The organism is Paractinoplanes ferrugineus (assembly GCF_016862195.1).
GTDB lineage: Bacteria > Actinomycetota > Actinomycetes > Mycobacteriales > Micromonosporaceae > Actinoplanes > Actinoplanes ferrugineus.
Genome location: NZ_BOMM01000039.1, coordinates 65,346 through 80,419, shown reverse-complemented (window position 1 = coordinate 80,419; position 15,074 = coordinate 65,346). Strand labels below are relative to the sequence as shown.

At 73.3% G+C, this 15,074-nt stretch carries 16 protein-coding genes; 3 read left to right on the top strand and 13 right to left on the bottom strand.

The window, feature by feature from the left end; translation table 11 throughout:
• The first annotated feature begins 1 nt into the window (after window position 1).
• On the top strand, window positions 2-973 hold the full coding sequence (locus Afe05nite_RS21695) for an NAD-dependent epimerase/dehydratase family protein (protein ID WP_203818987.1): 972 nt from the start codon (window positions 2-4) through the stop codon (window positions 971-973).
• Here the strand turns inward: Afe05nite_RS21695 and Afe05nite_RS21690 are convergent.
• The 10 genes from Afe05nite_RS21690 to Afe05nite_RS21645 form a co-directional block, all read right to left on the bottom strand.
• The gene (locus Afe05nite_RS21690) at window positions 962-1,918 is read right to left on the bottom strand and encodes a pyridoxal-phosphate dependent enzyme (RefSeq protein WP_203818986.1); all 957 of its coding nucleotides are present in this window, start codon (window positions 1,916-1,918) and stop codon (window positions 962-964) included. The two genes, Afe05nite_RS21695 and Afe05nite_RS21690, sit on opposite strands and share 12 nt — an antisense overlap.
• Window positions 1,919-1,964: 46 nt before the next feature.
• A complete protein-coding gene (locus tag Afe05nite_RS21685; protein ID WP_203818985.1) occupies window positions 1,965-2,810 on the bottom strand; it encodes a sigma-70 family RNA polymerase sigma factor in 846 nt (281 codons plus the stop codon).
• 103 nt (window positions 2,811-2,913) lie between these two features.
• Window positions 2,914-3,525: a response regulator transcription factor gene (locus Afe05nite_RS21680; RefSeq protein ID WP_203818984.1), complete on the bottom strand. Its 612-nt coding sequence runs from the start codon at window positions 3,523-3,525 to the stop codon at window positions 2,914-2,916.
• The gene (locus tag Afe05nite_RS21675) at window positions 3,522-4,631 is read right to left on the bottom strand and encodes a sensor histidine kinase (protein WP_239118061.1); all 1,110 of its coding nucleotides are present in this window, start codon (window positions 4,629-4,631) and stop codon (window positions 3,522-3,524) included. Before Afe05nite_RS21675 ends, Afe05nite_RS21680 begins: the two co-directional genes overlap by 4 nt.
• A gap of 18 nt (window positions 4,632-4,649) precedes the next feature.
• A complete protein-coding gene (locus tag Afe05nite_RS21670) occupies window positions 4,650-5,432 on the bottom strand; it encodes an ABC transporter permease (RefSeq protein ID WP_203818983.1) in 783 nt (260 codons plus the stop codon).
• On the bottom strand, window positions 5,429-6,373 hold the full coding sequence (locus Afe05nite_RS21665; RefSeq protein ID WP_203818982.1) for an ABC transporter ATP-binding protein: 945 nt from the start codon (window positions 6,371-6,373) through the stop codon (window positions 5,429-5,431). The genes Afe05nite_RS21670 and Afe05nite_RS21665 overlap by 4 nt, the downstream gene beginning before the upstream one ends.
• Window positions 6,374-6,442: 69 nt before the next feature.
• Complete coding sequence (locus tag Afe05nite_RS21660) at window positions 6,443-7,147, bottom strand: Clp protease N-terminal domain-containing protein (protein WP_203818981.1); 705 nt, start codon at window positions 7,145-7,147, stop codon at window positions 6,443-6,445.
• A gap of 24 nt (window positions 7,148-7,171) precedes the next feature.
• The gene (locus tag Afe05nite_RS21655) at window positions 7,172-8,077 is read right to left on the bottom strand and encodes an aminoglycoside phosphotransferase family protein (protein WP_203818980.1); all 906 of its coding nucleotides are present in this window, start codon (window positions 8,075-8,077) and stop codon (window positions 7,172-7,174) included.
• The gene (locus Afe05nite_RS21650; protein ID WP_203818979.1) at window positions 8,074-9,984 is read right to left on the bottom strand and encodes an elongation factor G; all 1,911 of its coding nucleotides are present in this window, start codon (window positions 9,982-9,984) and stop codon (window positions 8,074-8,076) included. The genes Afe05nite_RS21655 and Afe05nite_RS21650 overlap by 4 nt, the downstream gene beginning before the upstream one ends.
• A gap of 104 nt (window positions 9,985-10,088) precedes the next feature.
• Window positions 10,089-10,460, bottom strand: a complete 372-nt coding sequence (locus tag Afe05nite_RS21645; protein WP_203818978.1) for a DUF6204 family protein — start codon at window positions 10,458-10,460, stop codon at window positions 10,089-10,091.
• Between the two features lie 132 nt (window positions 10,461-10,592).
• On the opposite strand from Afe05nite_RS21645, the gene Afe05nite_RS21640 reads away from it, so the two are divergent.
• A complete protein-coding gene (locus tag Afe05nite_RS21640; protein ID WP_203818977.1) occupies window positions 10,593-11,369 on the top strand; it encodes a hypothetical protein in 777 nt (258 codons plus the stop codon).
• A 16-nt stretch (window positions 11,370-11,385) separates the two neighbouring features.
• On the opposite strand, the gene Afe05nite_RS21635 is transcribed toward Afe05nite_RS21640, so the two are convergent.
• From Afe05nite_RS21635 to Afe05nite_RS21625, 3 genes are read right to left on the bottom strand one after another with little or no spacing between them, the layout of a single operon-like run.
• Entirely contained in the window at window positions 11,386-11,919 is a 534-nt protein-coding gene (locus Afe05nite_RS21635; RefSeq protein WP_203818976.1) for an alpha/beta fold hydrolase, read from the bottom strand.
• Window positions 11,920-11,953: 34 nt separating this feature from the next.
• Window positions 11,954-12,487, bottom strand: a complete 534-nt coding sequence (locus Afe05nite_RS21630; RefSeq protein ID WP_203818975.1) for a hypothetical protein — start codon at window positions 12,485-12,487, stop codon at window positions 11,954-11,956.
• Between the two features lie 38 nt (window positions 12,488-12,525).
• Complete coding sequence (locus Afe05nite_RS21625; RefSeq protein WP_239118059.1) at window positions 12,526-12,966, bottom strand: deaminase; 441 nt, start codon at window positions 12,964-12,966, stop codon at window positions 12,526-12,528.
• A gap of 87 nt (window positions 12,967-13,053) precedes the next feature.
• On the opposite strand from Afe05nite_RS21625, the gene Afe05nite_RS21620 reads away from it, so the two are divergent.
• A complete protein-coding gene (locus Afe05nite_RS21620) occupies window positions 13,054-15,069 on the top strand; it encodes a hypothetical protein (protein WP_203818974.1) in 2,016 nt (671 codons plus the stop codon).
• Window positions 15,070-15,074: the final 5 nt, after the last annotated feature.

The window sequence follows — 15,074 nt, the reverse complement described above, 5'->3', positions numbered from 1 at the left end:
CATGAGGCTGCTGGTTCTGGGTGGGTCGGGGTTCGTGGGCCGGGCGGTCGCCGAGGAGGCGGTCGCCCGTGGCGACGAGGTCACGGTCTTCAACCGCGGGCTGCGGGACGCGCCGGCGGGCGTGCGGGTGGTGCGGGGTGATCGCCTCGCTCCCGACGGTCTGGCCGCGTTGGACGATGGCCGGAGCTGGGACGCGGTGGTCGACACGTGGTCGGCGGGTGCCGGGCCGGTGGGGCGGGCCGCGCGGCTGTTGTCCGGCCGGGCCGGGCACTTCGGCTATGTGTCGAGTCGTTCGGTCTACCGGTGGGGTGCGTCGATGCCGCTGACCGAGCGGACGCCGCTGGCGGATCCGGCTGATCCGGGTTATGCCGGGGACAAGTTGCGGGGGGAGATCGAGGCGGCCGAGTTCGACGGGCCGGTGTTGCTGGCCCGGGCGGGGCTGATCCTGGGTCCGTACGAGGATGTCGGGCGGTTGCCGTGGTGGCTGGAGCGGCTGGCGCGGGGTGGGCCGACGCTGGCGCCGGATCCGCGGGCGTTGCCGTTGCAGTATGTCGATGCCCGGGACCTGGCGGTCTTCCTGCTGGATGCGGCGGCTTCGGCGCGGGCGGGTGCCTACAACGTGGTGAGCGAGCCGGGGCACACCACGATGGGTGAGTTGCTCGAGGTCGGTAACGAGGTGGCCGGTGGCCGGGCCGAGTTGCGCTGGATCGACCCGGCGGTGATCAAGGCGGCGGGTATCGAGCCGTGGACGCAGTTGCCGATCTGGTTCCCGCCCGGCCCCGACCATGATTTCCTGCGCGGCGCGGACGTGTCGAAGGCGGTCGGGGCGGGTCTGCGGTGCCGGCCGGTGGGCGAGACGGTCGTGGACACGTGGCGGTGGCTGCGGTCGTTGCCCGGGGAGGCGCCGCAGCGCCCGGATCGGCCGCCGGTGGGCCTGGATCCGGCGCTGGAGCGGCAGGTGTTAGGCGAGTAGCTCGGCGAGGCGGGCGGCGCCGACGTTGCCGCCGGAGAGGATCACGCCGATGCGGGCCGGTCCGGGGGTGATCCGGCCGGCGAGCAGGGCGGCGAGGCCGGAGGCGCCGGAGGGTTCGAGGACGGTTTTGAGCCGGTCGAGGGCGAACCGCAGGCCGTCGCGGATCTCGTCGTCGGTGACCAGCACGATCTCGTCGACGAGGGTTTTGTTTATCGAGAAGGTGAGTTCGCCGGGGATGGCGGCGGCCTGCCCGTCGGCGATGGTGCGGGGCACCGGGATGCTGACCCGCTCCCCCGCGGCCAGGGAGCGGCGGGTGTCGTCCCCGGCGGCCGGTTCCACGCCGATGATCTTGATGTCGGGTTGCAGGCCTTTGGCGGCGGTGGCGCTGCCGGCGATGAGCCCGCCCCCGCCGACCGGTACGACGAGCGCGTCGAGGTCGCCGGCCTGGTCGAGCAGTTCGAGCGCGGCGGTGCCCTGCCCGGCGATGACGTGCGGGTGGTCGTACGGCGGGATCAGGGCGAGGCCCCGGTCGGCGGCGAGGCGCCGGCCGATCTCCTCGCGGTCGCCGGTGTAGCGGTCGTAGGTGACGATCTCGGCGCCGTAGCCGCGGACGGCGTCGAGCTTGGCGGCCGGGGTGTCGGCGGGCATGACGATCACAGCGGTGCTGCCCAGTTCGCGGGCGGCCAGCGCGACCGCCTGGGCGTGGTTGCCGGAGGAGTAGGCGGCGATCCCGCGGGCCAGTTGCTCGCCGGTGAGCTGGCAGATGGCGTTGTAGGCGCCGCGGAACTTGAACGCCCCGATCCGCTGGAGGTTCTCCGCCTTGAGGAAGACCTCGGCGCCGACGAGGCCGTCGAGGGTGCGTGAGCGCAGCACCGGGGTGCGGTGGGCACTCCCGGCGATGCGGTGGGCGGCGTCGCGGATGTCTTGCAGGCTCACAGGGGTCACGAGCAGAGATCTTAGGCGCCCGCGCCGGGGCGCCCCCGGGCCGCGATCAGGCGGCGAGGCGCTCGCCCTGGGCGCTGGTGGCGGACAGGCGGGTCGCCATGGTGGAGCGGGCGGCGATCTGCGCGGCGTAGAGGGCCCGGCGGCGGGCGACGCAGCCGTCCTTGGCGGTGCCGGTCTCCTTCTGGTCCATGTGCGTGGTCAGGCCGTCCTTGAGCAGGGCGAGGGCTTCGGTGCGCAGCTGCGAGACCCGTGACTCGGTGACGCCGAGCTCGGTGGCGACCTCGGCGAGGGGTCGCTCGCGCAGGAACGACGCCTCGACGACGAACCGCAGCCGCTCGGGCAGCACGGCGACGGCGTCGTGCAGGTAGCCGATGCGCTCGCGGTGCAGCAGCATCTCCTCGGGGTTCATGGCGGTCTCGGTGACCATGTCGTCGGCGGAGCCGGTGGCGAAGCCCTGCAGCGACAGCACGGCGGCGCGCTGCACGTCGTCGTCGACGCTGGTGAGTTCGGTGACGGCGACGCCGAGCAGTTCGGCGAGCTCGTCGGGGGTGGGGGTGCGGCCGAGCTGGACGGTGAGTTCCTGGCGGGCGACGTCGGCGCGGCGGGCGCGGGCGCGCACCGAGCGGGTCGCCCAGTCCATGCTGCGCAGCTCGTCGAGCAGGGCGCCGCGCACGCGCATGGCGGCGAACTTGCCGAACGGGATGCCCCGGTTCGCGTCGAACGCCCGCACGGCGGTGACGAGGGCGGTGTAGCCGGCCGAGGCGAGGTCGTCACGGTGCACGTGCGGCGGAACCTTGAACAGCATCTCGCGGACCATGTGGCCGACCAGGGCCATGTTGTCGCGGATGAGCTTCTCCTGCTCGCGGGTGACGGTGCTCGTACCTGCGGTCATGATTGGTTCCCCCCGTTGTTGGCTGCAGGGGGAACTTTTGTCGGCGACGGGTGCGGTCAGTGGTCGCTGACGGTTGCGGGTCGGTAGCGCAGCGGATTTCTTCTCAAGTGAGCAGCCAGCCGTTGTCCAGGGCCAGCCGGACGGCTTCGGCGCGGGTGCGGGCGCCGGTCTTGCCGATCGCCGAGGACAGGTGGTTGCGCACGGTTCCGTCGGAAAGGCGCAGCTCACGGGCTATGTCAGCGACCGTTCCGCCGTCTCGGGCGGCGCGCAGCACGTCGGTCTCCCGCTCGGTCAGTGGTGACTCGCCCTGGGCGAGGGACTGGGCGGCGAGTTCCGGGTCGACCACCCGCAGCCCTTCGTGTACGCGGCGGACGGCGTCGGCGAGTTGCCGGGCGGGGGTGTCCTTGACGATGAACCCGCTGGCCCCGGCCGCCATCGCCTGACGCAGGTAGCCGGCCCGGCCGAACGTGGTCACCATCAGCACTTTCACCCGGGGCAGCTGTTTGTGCAGCTCCCGGGCGGCGGCCACGCCGTCCATGCCGGGCATCTCGACGTCGAGCAGGGCCACGTCGATGTCGTGGTCGCGGGCGGCGGCCAGCACCTCGTCGCCGCGGCCGACCTCGGTGACGACCTTGAGGTCGGCCTCCATGTCGAGCAGGGCCGCCATCGCGCCGCGCACCAGGGCCTGATCGTCGGCGAGCAGGACTTTGATCATGAGGAGACCTCCACGCGTACCCGGAAGCCCGGCTGGTCTTCGCGGCGACCGACAGTGAGTTTCGCGCCCAGCGCTTCCGCGCGCCGGCGCAGCCCGGCGAGGCCCTGGCCGTCCCCCTTGACCACGGCGGAGCCGGTGCCGTCGTCGACGATCTCCACGGCGCCGGGGTGCAAGGTGACCGTGGCATGCGCGGCGCCGCTGTGCCGGACGATGTTGGTGACCGCCTCGCGGATCGTCCAGGCGAACAGTTCACGGTTGCGGGTGGGGATCTCGTCGGCGGCGCCGGGCAGGACCGCTTCGACGTTCGCCGCCGCGAGGGCCTCGCGGGCGGCGGCGATCTCCCCCGGCAGCGAGATGCCCCGCACCCCCAGCGCGGTCGAGCGCACGTCGGCGAGCGCGTCGCGGGCCAGCGACTCCAGGTCGGCGAGTTCGCGGCGGGCCCGGTCGAGGTCGACGTCGAGCAGCCGCTGGGCCAGTTCGGCCTTGACCGCCACGACGGTCAGCGAGTGGCCGAGGATGTCGTGCAGGTCGCCGGCGATGCGGGCGCGTTCGTTCTGCACGGCCAGGTCGGCGATCTCCCGCTGGGCGGCGATGAGCCGGTTCTGCCGGATTCCGGCGAGCCGGATGCCCCAGGTGGCCAGGGAGCCGAGCAGAACGGCCAGGCCGTAGCCGTTGTCGTCCCAGCCCGGCACCACCGCCGGCAGGATCTCGGCCGCGGCGACCAGCAGCGCCGCCAGCGGCGCGGCCACCGGCAGCGGCAGGCTGACCATCGCGAACGCGGCGACGTAGACCAGGCAGGTCAGGGCGTGCGCGCCGGCCCCGGGGATCTGCAGGCCGAACAGGGCGAGCATGAGCGCGATGCCGAGCGCGGCGCGCACCGTGAAGGCCAGGGGCGGGGGTGCCGTGTCCGGCAGCCGGCTGGCCATCCGCACCATGAACAGGTAGGTGGCGGCGAACGAGACGACGGCGAACAGGCCGACGACTCGCCACAGCATGTCCGGCTGGTCCCACAGGGCGCCGACCGAGTCGCCGAGGTAGAACAGCCAGACCGCCGAGAAGAGCCACCCGTATCGTTTGCCCCCGTACGGGGCCTTCACGGCGGTCACGTCCACGACGCTACCGGCTCACACGCGGGCGGTGTCGCGGCGGAACCGCCACATCGCACCGGCGGAGAACAGGGCGGTCCAGACGATCACGTTGAGGGCGGCGAGCCACAGGTTGCCGTCCTGGGTCAGCGGGTAGCGGGCGATCTCCCCCACCCCGTACACCGGAGTGAATTCGGCTATCGTCGCGAACGTGTGGCCGAGCTTGTCGACCGGCACGAACAGCCCACCGGCGAACGACAGCACCGCGAGCACCGGGCCGAGGAGCTGCATGACGTTCTCACTGGGCAGCAGGTAGCCCATGAACAGCCCGAACGCGGCGAACACCAGCGCGCACACCCAGGCCAGCAGCCCGCAGCCGATCCAGGCGTGAACCGGCAGCTTCGCCCCCGTGACCGAGCCCACCGCGAACGCCACCGCCACCGCCACGGCCCCGATGATCATCGCGAGGGCGAGTTTGACGGCGACGTAGGCGATCGGTTTGAGCGGGGTCAGGCGCAGCTGCCGGCTCCACCCGGCGGCGCGTTCGATGGAGACCATCGCGCCGCCCGACGTGGTGGCCAGCATCGCGCCGTAGACGGCCATGCTGACCAGGATGTAGCCGCTGACGTTGCCGTGCGCGCCGACGGCCTCGTTGCGTGAGGCCGCGTCGGTGCCGAAGAGCAGGAAGAACACCGGCGGCATGACGACGGTGAAGATGACCGTGCGGCGGTTGCGGACCATCCGCCGCAACTCCAGTTTGATCATGCCGGTGCTGAAGCCGCCGAAGCGGGGCAGGTTACGCGGGACGGTGGCGGTGCTCATGCGGCGCTCCCGGGGACGGAATCGGCGGTCAGGGTCAGGAACGCTTCTTCGAGGTTGCGGGAGGTGATCTCCAGGTCCCGGGCCGGGGTGCTGGTCAGCAGGTGCCGGGCGATCCCGTCGGTGTCGCGCCCGTGCAGGTAGACCGTGTCGCCCCGGACCTCGACCGTGTCCACCCCCGTGATGGACTCGAGCTGCGACACGACGGCGCCGGGCAGGGTGGCCCGCACGGTCCGGCCCGACGCGAGGGCTTTGACCTCGGACGCGGTGCCGTCGGCGACGATCCGGCCGCGGCGCACGAAGACCACCCGGTCCGCGTACGCGTCGGCCTCCTCCAGGTAGTGGGTGGCGAAGATGACCGTCCGGCCGTCCCCCGCGTCGCGCCGGATGGCCTGCCAGAAGTCGTGCCGGCCACCGACGTCCATGCCGGTGGTCGGTTCGTCGAGGATCAGCAGATCCGGGTCGGGCAGCAGCGCCATCGCGAACCGGAGTCGCTGCTGCTGCCCGCCCGAGCACTTACCGACCAGGCGTTTGCCGATGTCGGCGATCCCGGCCCGGTGCAGGGCCGCACCGACGGCCGACTGCGGTTTGCCGAACAGCACCGCGGTGAGCTTGACGGTCTCCTCGACCGTGTAGTCCTTGAGCAGCCCGCCGGTCTGCATGACCGCCGAGACCAGGCCCAGCGCGACCGCCTCGTGCGGTTTGCGCCCGTAGACGCGCACAGTGCCTTCGGTGGGCTGGGCGAGCCCGAGGAGCATGTCGACCGTGGTGGTCTTGCCGGCGCCGTTGGGGCCGAGCAACGCGACCACCTCGCCGGGCCGGATGCGCAGATCGATGCCGTCGACGGCGGTGACCGCGCCGTAGCGTTTGACCACGCCGTCGAGGTCGACGGCCGGTTCGGCGGTCCCGGACACCGGGATGCCGGGTGATGCGGTGAGCGTCATGCCGACAATCGTCGCGGCCGCGGGTTGCCGCGCCCGGGGTCGCGCGTCATGTCGTGACCATGACATCCGTCAGGTGTTCATGGCTTCCTGCTCGGCGCCGGCCAGGAACTGCTCGACCGCGGGCTTGTCGACCTCGAGCCGGTGCAGCACGCCGCCCTCCGGCTGGTCCTGCTCGATCAGGGCGAGCAGGAGGTGGCCGGTGCCGACGCTCTGCTGGCCGAGGCGGGTCATCTCACGGAAGGTGAGCTCCAGGGCCTTGCGGGCGCGGGCGTCGTAGGGCACCAGGTCGGGCGCGGGGCCCTCGGCCGCCGGCAGGGCCGCGGTCGCCGCGCCGCGCACGGCTTCGACGTCGAGACCCTGCGCGGCGAGGGCTCGGGTGCCGAGCGCTTCAGGAGTCTGCAGTACGCCGAGGAGAAGGTGCTCGACGTGGATCTGCGCGTGGCCGCCGGCCTTGGCGATGTTCATCGACGCCAGCACGGCGTTGCGGGCCGCCGCGGTGAACCGCTCGAAGCCCTGCTCCTGCCCCTTGGGCACGAACCGTTTCTGGGCCGCCTGCTTGGTGACACCCATGCTGCGGCCGATGTCGGTCCACGAGGCGCCGGAGCGGCGGGCCTGGTCGACGAAGTGCCCGATCAGGTGGTCGGCCAGCTCCCCCAGGTGATCGGCGAGGACGACCGCGTCGGACACCCGCTCGAGCGGGTCGTTGGGCCGGTTGCTGGTGATGGCGTGGATGAGCTCGTCGAGTCGGACGGGCGGGACGATCTGCTGAGTCATGCCGTCAACCCTAGGTTGACGACCTCAATCCGTCAACGCCTGGTTGACGGTGCGGCGGCCCAGTGCGGCGAAAGCCGGCTTGCGGGAGCGGTAGTAGTGCCACGCGGCCAGGCCGAAGACCAGCGCATACGCCCGGCCGCGAGCCCAGGTGTCGTCGTCGACGGCGAGCCGGGCCCGGAACCCGCGCCGCTCCGCCGGCCCGAACATCGCCCAGCCCGCCATCAGATCGGCGGCCGGATCCCCGACCCCGGCACACCCGAAATCGATCACCGCGTCCAGCCGACCGGCCCGGAACAGCACGTTGCCCGGCAGCAGATCGCTGTGCACCCAGACCGGCGGCCCGGCCCAGCCCGGCAGTTCCAGTGCCGCGTCCCAGAGCCTCAGCACCGCCGGCACGCGCAGATCACGCGCCGCCGCGCGCATCTCCGCGTCCGCCCGCGCGTAACCGACCTCCCGGCCAGGCCCGCTCCCGGCACCGCCGGCCGGCTCCGGGGTGAGGCCGCCGCGGTAGGCCGGCGGGGCGTCGGGCGGCACCGGAACGCGTTGCAGGGCGGCCACGAAGTCGCCGAGCGCCGCGGCGGTGGCCGGCGGGTCGGTCATGTGATGGTCGCCGGGCCGCCACCGGTAGACCGACCACGGCAGCGGACAACCCTCGCCGGGGCGGCCGAACCCGACCGGCTCCGGGATCGCCAGCGGCAGATGCGGCGCCAGGTAGGGCAGCCAGCGCCGCTCACGTTCGACGGTGGCGCCGCCCGACGGCAGCCGGGGCAGCCGCACCACCAGATCCTCGCCGAGCCGGAACATCAGGTGCTCGGTGCCGCCCTCGGCCACCGGCCGCAGTTCCCGCCCGGCCCACGCCGGGAACTGGGCGGCGAGCAGTCGCCGCACCATGTCGCCGGTGATGTCCAGCTCCCCGTCGCGCAGCTTCACAAGACCTCCCGGGCTCCGCTGCGGCGCACCACGCGCAGCAGGTATTCCTTGCGGTCCGCCGGATCCGGGCCGGTGCGGTCCCGGCCCGGCGCCGGTCCGCGGACCGGTGCCCAATGGTCGAACGCACTGTCGAGCACGCCCTCCCCACGGGTCAGGGCGGGCAGTCGCCGCTGCAACTCGTGCACCGCCGCCGCCGGGATCTGCCCGTCGATCCCGGCCGGTCCCGTCGCCAGCGGGATCGCCCGTAACCGGGCCAGCAGCGGCAGCACCGCCGCCTGGGTGTCGGCCGGCACCTCCGCCCGGAACGCGTGGATCGGCTCGTGCACCACCGTGCCCGCCCGGCGCAACGCCGCCATCAGCACCAGCGGGGTCACGTTGCGGAAATCGCCGCCCGTCGACGACATGCTCTTGTCGAACACCGCGTGCGCGTGACTCTGCCGGGCCGAGTAGCCCGAGCGGGTCATGACCACCGCCGCGTCCGGCACCGGCCAGCCGTACACGCCCTGCCGCAGGGTCTCCCGGACGGTCTGCTCGACCGCCGCGAAGAACGCCGCCGGCATCGCCCCCGGCTCCACCGCCAGCCCGAACGACACCCCCGAGCCGGCCGGGGCGGGCGACACCCGCAGACCGACGGTGGCGAGGAACGGGTTGGGGTCGACCTTGTTGAACTCGGCCGCCTCCCCCACCCTCGCGATCCGCTCGATGTGCAGCGTGGTGGTCTCCCGGAAGGTCACCCGCAGGCCGTTCTGCTCGGCCAGGGTGGCCTGGATGACCTCCTTCTGCACCTCGCCGTAGAGCGACACGTACACCTCGCGCCGCTCGTCGTCCTGGCGCAGGTCGATCAGCGGGTCCTGTTCGGCCAGCTCGGCCAGGGCGGTGTGCAGAGCGGCGCGGTTGGCCGCGAGCACCGCCGTCTCCAGGCTGGGCGGCGCGAACTGCGCCCGGTGCGCCGCCTGGAGACGTACGCCGACGGGGTCGCCGATCTTGATGGTGGTCAGCCCCCGGACCGTGCCGATCTGACCGGCCCGCAGCTGCTCGCCGGCCCGGGTGGTGCCGTCGGCGAACACCCGGATGCCGGTCACCCGGTCCGCGCCGACCGTGTCGCGCACCCGCAGCGTCCCCTCGAACATGCGCAGGTAGGCGAGCTTCTCCCCGGCCGGCCCCCGCTCGACCTTGAACACCGTGCCGCTCGGCGGCCGCTCGCCCCCGCCGGACCGGCTCGCGGGCAGCAGGGTGGTGATGCCGTCGATCAGCTCGTCGATGCCGGCACCGGTGATCGCCGAACCGAAGTACACCGGGTGGACCTTGTCGCGCACCCGCAGCGGCGGCGGGCGGTCCTCGACGAGCGCGGCCAGCACGGCGTCGTCGTGATCGGCCAGCCGCAGCCAGTCGACCCGCGCGCGGACCGCCGCCCGTTTCGTGCCGAGGCCGGTGACCCGGCTCATCGGCACCAGGGCGGGGCTGATCCGGGCGGCGAGCTCGTCGAGGACACCGCCGTACCGGGCGCCACCGCGATCCACCTTGTTGACCAGAATCAACGTCGGGATGCGCAGCCGGTGCAGGGTACGGGCGAGGACCCGGGTCTGGGCCTGCACCCCCTCCACGGCGGAGACCACCAGGACGGCGCCGTCGAGCACGCCGAGCACCCGTTCCACCTCGGCGATGAAGTCGGGGTGCCCGGGCGTGTCGATCAGGTTGACCGTGGTGCCGCGCAGCACGAAGGACACCACCGCGGACTTGATCGTGATGCCGCGGCGGCGTTCCAGGTCGAGCGTGTCGGTGCGGGTGGTACCGGAGTCGACACTGCCGAGTTCGTCGATGACCCCGGCGGCGTGGAGCAGCCGCTCGGTGAGGCTGGTCTTACCGGCGTCGACGTGCGCCAGAATGCCGAGATTGAGCGTAGCCAAGCGTCAGGTCCCTCGCGGTGAGCAGGATTGCTTCCAGGGTGGACACCGACGTCGCTCGCATCTCGGATTCCTTCGTCTCGGCAGTGGCGTGTGCAGCCAGCTGATCAGGACACGGGCGGGCGGGCAACCGATTTATCCGCCTCGCGGCGGCCCCGTTTACCCAGCGGCACCACCGACATGTCGACGGCCTGCGAGCTCAGCTCGCGGACCGGGAAACCCCGCCCGGCCATCCACGCCGCCGCCTTGGCCTCGGCGCGAGCCCGCGCCGCCGGGATCTCGGCCTGTTCGCCGACACTGTCGGCGAAGCGGAACGTGAAGAACGGCCGGGCCGGCAGGTCGTAGGCCAGATAACCGTCAGCGGTGTACGCGGTGTGCAGGAAGTCGTGCTCATCCCGCTCGGCGACCAGCTCGGCCAGCTGCGCCTCGGACAGGTTGTCGAACACACCCCGCACGGTGACCCGCAGACTGCGGCTCATGTGCTTCACCTCTTTCGTCGCGGCGGACAGTTCCGGCGGACAGTATTGCGGCGCCCACCGGTTCGCGGCACCGCAATTCCCGGCGCACTGCGGGTCCGATCCGCGGGCGTGCACCGATGTCACCATGCGCCCATGCGCTTCCGTGAATACGCCGCCTACCGCCCGCCGCAGCCGCGCACCAGTGTCGTGTTCGACGACCACCACCGGTGGCTGCGCGACGACAAGGTCTGCGACATCCTCGGCGACGACCCGGCCGCACCCCGCGCCTGCCTGTACGGCGAGATCCGCACCGGCGGGATCACCGACGCGTTCCTGCTGGTCGTCGCCGACGACGGGAAACTCGAGTACCGCGTCGAACGGGGCGCCGGCAGTGTCGAGGTCGACCGCGACCTGGCCCTGATCGCCGCGCACGCCCTGGAACGACTCGTCGACGACCCCCGGGGCCGGCTCGCCGGTGGCATCTTCCGCGCCGCCGTCTGGGCCGCCACCATCTCCCCGGCCCGCACCCGCACCAGCGGCCTGGAGTGGGCGGTCACCTTCGACGACGCCGACGGCCACCCGGCCGCCCCGGGCCTGGCCGGTCTGCTGCCCCGCGACCGGCACCTGACCCGCGCCCTGGCCCGGATGCTGGCCTCGCCGGTCGACCTGGCCGCCCGCCGCGACTTCGACGACGCCACCGACGTGGCCGCCGCCCGCGCCGATCGGCCGGTGACCCGCCTGGACCCGGCCACGGTGCTGACCCCGGCCGGGGTCACCGCGGCCCTGACCGGCACCGAACCCGGCCCCGACCGGCTCGCCGTGATCACCGGACTGGCCGTGACCGGGGTGTGGCCGCCGGACGGAGGCCCGGACCGCGCCGGCGCGCCGGTCGTACGCTGGCACGACCTCGACTGGGACCGGCTGCTCTAGAACCTCGGCGAGTCGATCAGAACCGCGGCCAGTCGATCTCGTCGAAGAACTCCCCGACCGCCTGCACCACCCGCACCAGCACGGCGATCGACGCGGCCACCGGGCCGGGCACGGACAGGGCGTGGTCGGCGCCGACCACCTCGAACACGTGCGGCGTCAACCGGCGCGCCACCGCCGCGTCCCAGGAACCGTCGGCGGTGCCCCCGATCAGCAGGAACGGCGCCGTCGCCCGGTCCAGGGCGGCCACCACCGGGCGCAGATGCAGCAACGGGGTAAGCCAGATCGCCGGCAGGTCGCGTTCCGCCGCCAGCGCCGCCGCGTTCGTGCCGAGCGACTTGCCGATCAGCAGGGGCCGGCCACCGAGCTCGTCGAGCAACGGCGTCACTTCACCGCGTACGTACTCCACGCCGGCCGGCTCCGGGGCGTGGCCGCCCCACTCGTGCCGGTGCACGGTGGCGCCGCGTTCCTCGGCGACCCGGCTGGTGTAGAGCGGCAGAGGCGACCACGTGCCGGCCCGGCGGCCCGGCAGGACGACGACGTCGGAAGTCATCCCGTGACTCTAGGACAAACGCTCTGATGATCGTCTATGCCGGAGCGAACCGGACAGCGATCCCCCGCGGGTCGGGCACCTCGACCAGGCCGTCGGTGTCGGTGAACTCGGCCAGCCGCGCCGGTGAGCCGCCGCCGAGCTGCACGTCGATGCCGGCGAACGTCAGCCACGCCTCGACCGTGAACTCCGGCGGGCCCAGCCGGTCGATGTCCCCGGCCACCGTCACCACGACCCTGACCCGGGCGCCGTCCTGCTCGGCGACCCGCAGCTCGACCCGGTCGTACCGGTAGTGCCCGGCGTGGTGGACGCTGGCCTCGGCCGGCTCGGCGAACGACAGGCTCGCCGCGGACGACCCGGCGAGCTCCCGCCAGCCCTTCGCCGCGATCGGCAGCCACTCCACGGTCAGCCCCGCCGCAAGCCCGCCGACCGGCTCGAACGGCACCCGGAACGACCAGGTCAACGCCGCCGGCAGACCCACCGCCTGGTTGTCGAACAGCAGCCCGCGCCAGTCGCCGCCCGCAGCGGGCACGAGGTCGCGGGCACGCAACAGACCCTCGGTTTCACCCACGGCGGGGAGTCTCCCACAACCGGACTTGCGGTCGGAAATCAGACACCCTTCAGGTGCGCGTTGACCGCCCGGGCGGCCGCCGCGAACTCCGGCAGCTCCACGACCCGCACCCCGGCCGCGATCAGCAGAGCGACACCCTCGCAGGTCACGAACACGTCCGGCTCCCGCCACGCGATCACCACCCGGCGGATCCCGGCGGCCAGGATCAGCGCGGTGCAGGTGGCGTCCGGGCGGTGCGCCCGCTTCGAACACGGCTCCAGGGTGCTGTAGAGCGTCGCCGCGCCCAGGTCACCGGCCGCCCGGGCCAGGGCCGACTCCTCGGCGTGCACGAGCGGGTCGGTGTCACGCGACCACCCTTCGGCGACCATCCGGTCGTCCGGGCCGGCGATCACCGCCCCCACCGCGAAAGCCGATTCGGTACGCGGTGACCGGCGGGCCAGCTCGACCGCGCGCCGCATCCACCGCTGATCGTCCGTCACGGCCCTCGACGATACCGCCCGGCAACCGGGCGAACACTCATGCCGCCCCGGTACGGGCCGATCTCTGGCGGTCGGGAGGTACCGACCATGATCGCTCGTACTGCCGCCGCCGCGGCCACGGCACTGCTCGCCGGACTGAGCACCACCACGCCCGCCCATGCGGACCCGGTGACGCAGGTGCCCGCGACGTACACGGTGCTGGCCGACGCCGGCCACCAGCCGGTGCTGCTGATGGGTGGCCGCACCGTGCCCGTGCCCGAGCGGGTCACCGACCGGCTCACCCCGGGCCAGTCGGTCACCGCCACCGTACGCGGCGCCACCGGCAGTCCCGCCGCGGTCGCCCGCGCCGTCCGGGCCGGCCGGGCCACGGTCACCGCCACCCGGGCGACGGCGGCGCTGAGCGGCGACATCGCCGGCAACCACACCCTGACGATCGTGCCGGTCACCAACGCCGCCACCACCGACGGCACCACCGCCGCCGGGCTGAGCGCCGAGGCCCGCCGGCTCGGCGACTTCTGGTCGGCGCAGACCTCCGGGGCGCTCACCGTCGACGACAGCGGCATCACCGTCGCCGGCTGGGTCACCGGCGCCGCCATCCCGGGCGGCGCCTGCGACCCCGACCGGTGGAAGGACGCCGCCCTGGCCGCGCTCGGGCGCACCGAGAACGACTTCACCGGCCACGACCACCTGGTCGTCTACCTGGCCAAGAACGCCGCCACCAGCTGCGGCTGGACCGGGCTGGGCTACCTGCCCGGCAACGTCATCTGGCTCAACGGCTACACCTACCCCGACGCGTTCGAGCACGAGTTCGGCCACAACCTCGGCCTCGACCACGCCGGCGACCAGACCTGCACCCTGTCGTTCACCGGCCGTGACTGCGAGAACGTCGAGTACGGCGACTACGACGTGATGGGCTACGCCCGCTACGCCGACGGCAACGGCCTGAACACCGCCAAAGCCGACCAGCTCGGCCTGCTCGACTCCGTCACCCCCGCCGCCGGTGAGCGGGTCACCATCGCACCCCGCCTCGACCGGGCCGGGGTCCGCGCCCTGAAAGTCGCCGGTGACACCGACACCTACTACGTCGAATACCGCCCGGACACGGCCGGCGCGGGCGAGGCCGGCGACCCGTCACCGGGCGTGCAGGTGCGCCAGGTCCACCACGGCTCGCTGCTGTCCACCCTGCTGACCGTCCTGCGTTACACCGGCGACCCCGACCCGGACAGCGTCGCGGTCACCCCCGGCCGGGCCGCCGCCCTGCCCGGCACCGGTTACGACGTCGTCGTCGACTCGGTCACCACCGGCGCCGCCGTCCTGCACCTGCGCCGGTCCAGCACCGCCACCCTCCCGGCCCCGGCCCTGTCCACCGCGAACTCGACGATCAGCTGGAGCACCCCGGCGGCCGGCACCGACGCGATCGCCGGCTACCTGCTGCAGGTCGACGGCGTCCAGACGGTGCGGGGCCCGGCCACCACCGGCCTGGGCACCAGCCTGCCGGCCGGCACCCACACCGTCACCATCGCCACCGTCGGCCTGCCGGGCACGGTCAGCGCCACCAGTTCGGCCACGTTCACCACCGGCAGCACCGTCGCCGGCCCGAAGGTCACCTTCCCGTCCGGGGCCGGCACGACCACCGTCCTGCGCTGGCTGCCCACCAGCGGCGCCACCGGCTACACCGTCACCGTCGACGGCGCCACCCGTACCGTCGCGGCCGGCACCACCAGACTCGTGCTCACCCTGGCCCGCGGCACCCACCAGGTCGCCGTCCGCTCGGTCGACTCCCGCGGCCCGTCCAGCCCCACCACCGGCACCGTCGAGGTCACCCGCACCTGGTCGGCCACCGCCGCGAAGATCACCGCCCCGGCCGCCAACGCCAGGATCCCGGCCACCGTCACGCTGCGCTGGGCGGCCCCCGCGGCCAGGCCCGGCGACCCCGCCGTCACCGGCTACGACCTGCGCCTCGACACCGGCAAGTGGAGCACCGTCAGCGCCGCGACCCGCAGCCGCGCCGTCGCGACCGGCAAGGGCAAACACACCTTGACGGTACGCACCCGCTACGAAACCGGCGCCACCGCGCAGACCACCGTCCGGGTGACCCGCTGACCGTC

Excerpts from the sequence above, each read along its gene's own strand:
- Afe05nite_RS21635 (WP_203818976.1), bottom strand. The coding sequence starts at position 11,919 with ATGACTTCCGACGTCGTCGTCCTGCCGGGCCGCCGGGCCGGCACGTGG.
- Afe05nite_RS21670 (WP_203818983.1), bottom strand. The coding sequence starts at position 5,432 with ATGAGCACCGCCACCGTCCCGCGTAACCTGCCCCGCTTCGGCGGCTTC.
- Afe05nite_RS21645 (WP_203818978.1), bottom strand. The coding sequence starts at position 10,460 with ATGAGCCGCAGTCTGCGGGTCACCGTGCGGGGTGTGTTCGACAACCTG.
- Afe05nite_RS21685 (WP_203818985.1), bottom strand. The coding sequence starts at position 2,810 with ATGACCGCAGGTACGAGCACCGTCACCCGCGAGCAGGAGAAGCTCATC.
- Afe05nite_RS21640 (WP_203818977.1), top strand. The coding sequence starts at position 10,593 with ATGCGCTTCCGTGAATACGCCGCCTACCGCCCGCCGCAGCCGCGCACC.
- Afe05nite_RS21620 (WP_203818974.1), top strand. The coding sequence starts at position 13,054 with ATGATCGCTCGTACTGCCGCCGCCGCGGCCACGGCACTGCTCGCCGGA.
- Afe05nite_RS21680 (WP_203818984.1), bottom strand. The coding sequence starts at position 3,525 with ATGATCAAAGTCCTGCTCGCCGACGATCAGGCCCTGGTGCGCGGCGCG.
- Afe05nite_RS21665 (WP_203818982.1), bottom strand. The coding sequence starts at position 6,373 with ATGACGCTCACCGCATCACCCGGCATCCCGGTGTCCGGGACCGCCGAA.
- Afe05nite_RS21660 (WP_203818981.1), bottom strand. The coding sequence starts at position 7,147 with ATGACTCAGCAGATCGTCCCGCCCGTCCGACTCGACGAGCTCATCCAC.
- Afe05nite_RS21695 (WP_203818987.1), top strand. The coding sequence starts at position 2 with ATGAGGCTGCTGGTTCTGGGTGGGTCGGGGTTCGTGGGCCGGGCGGTC.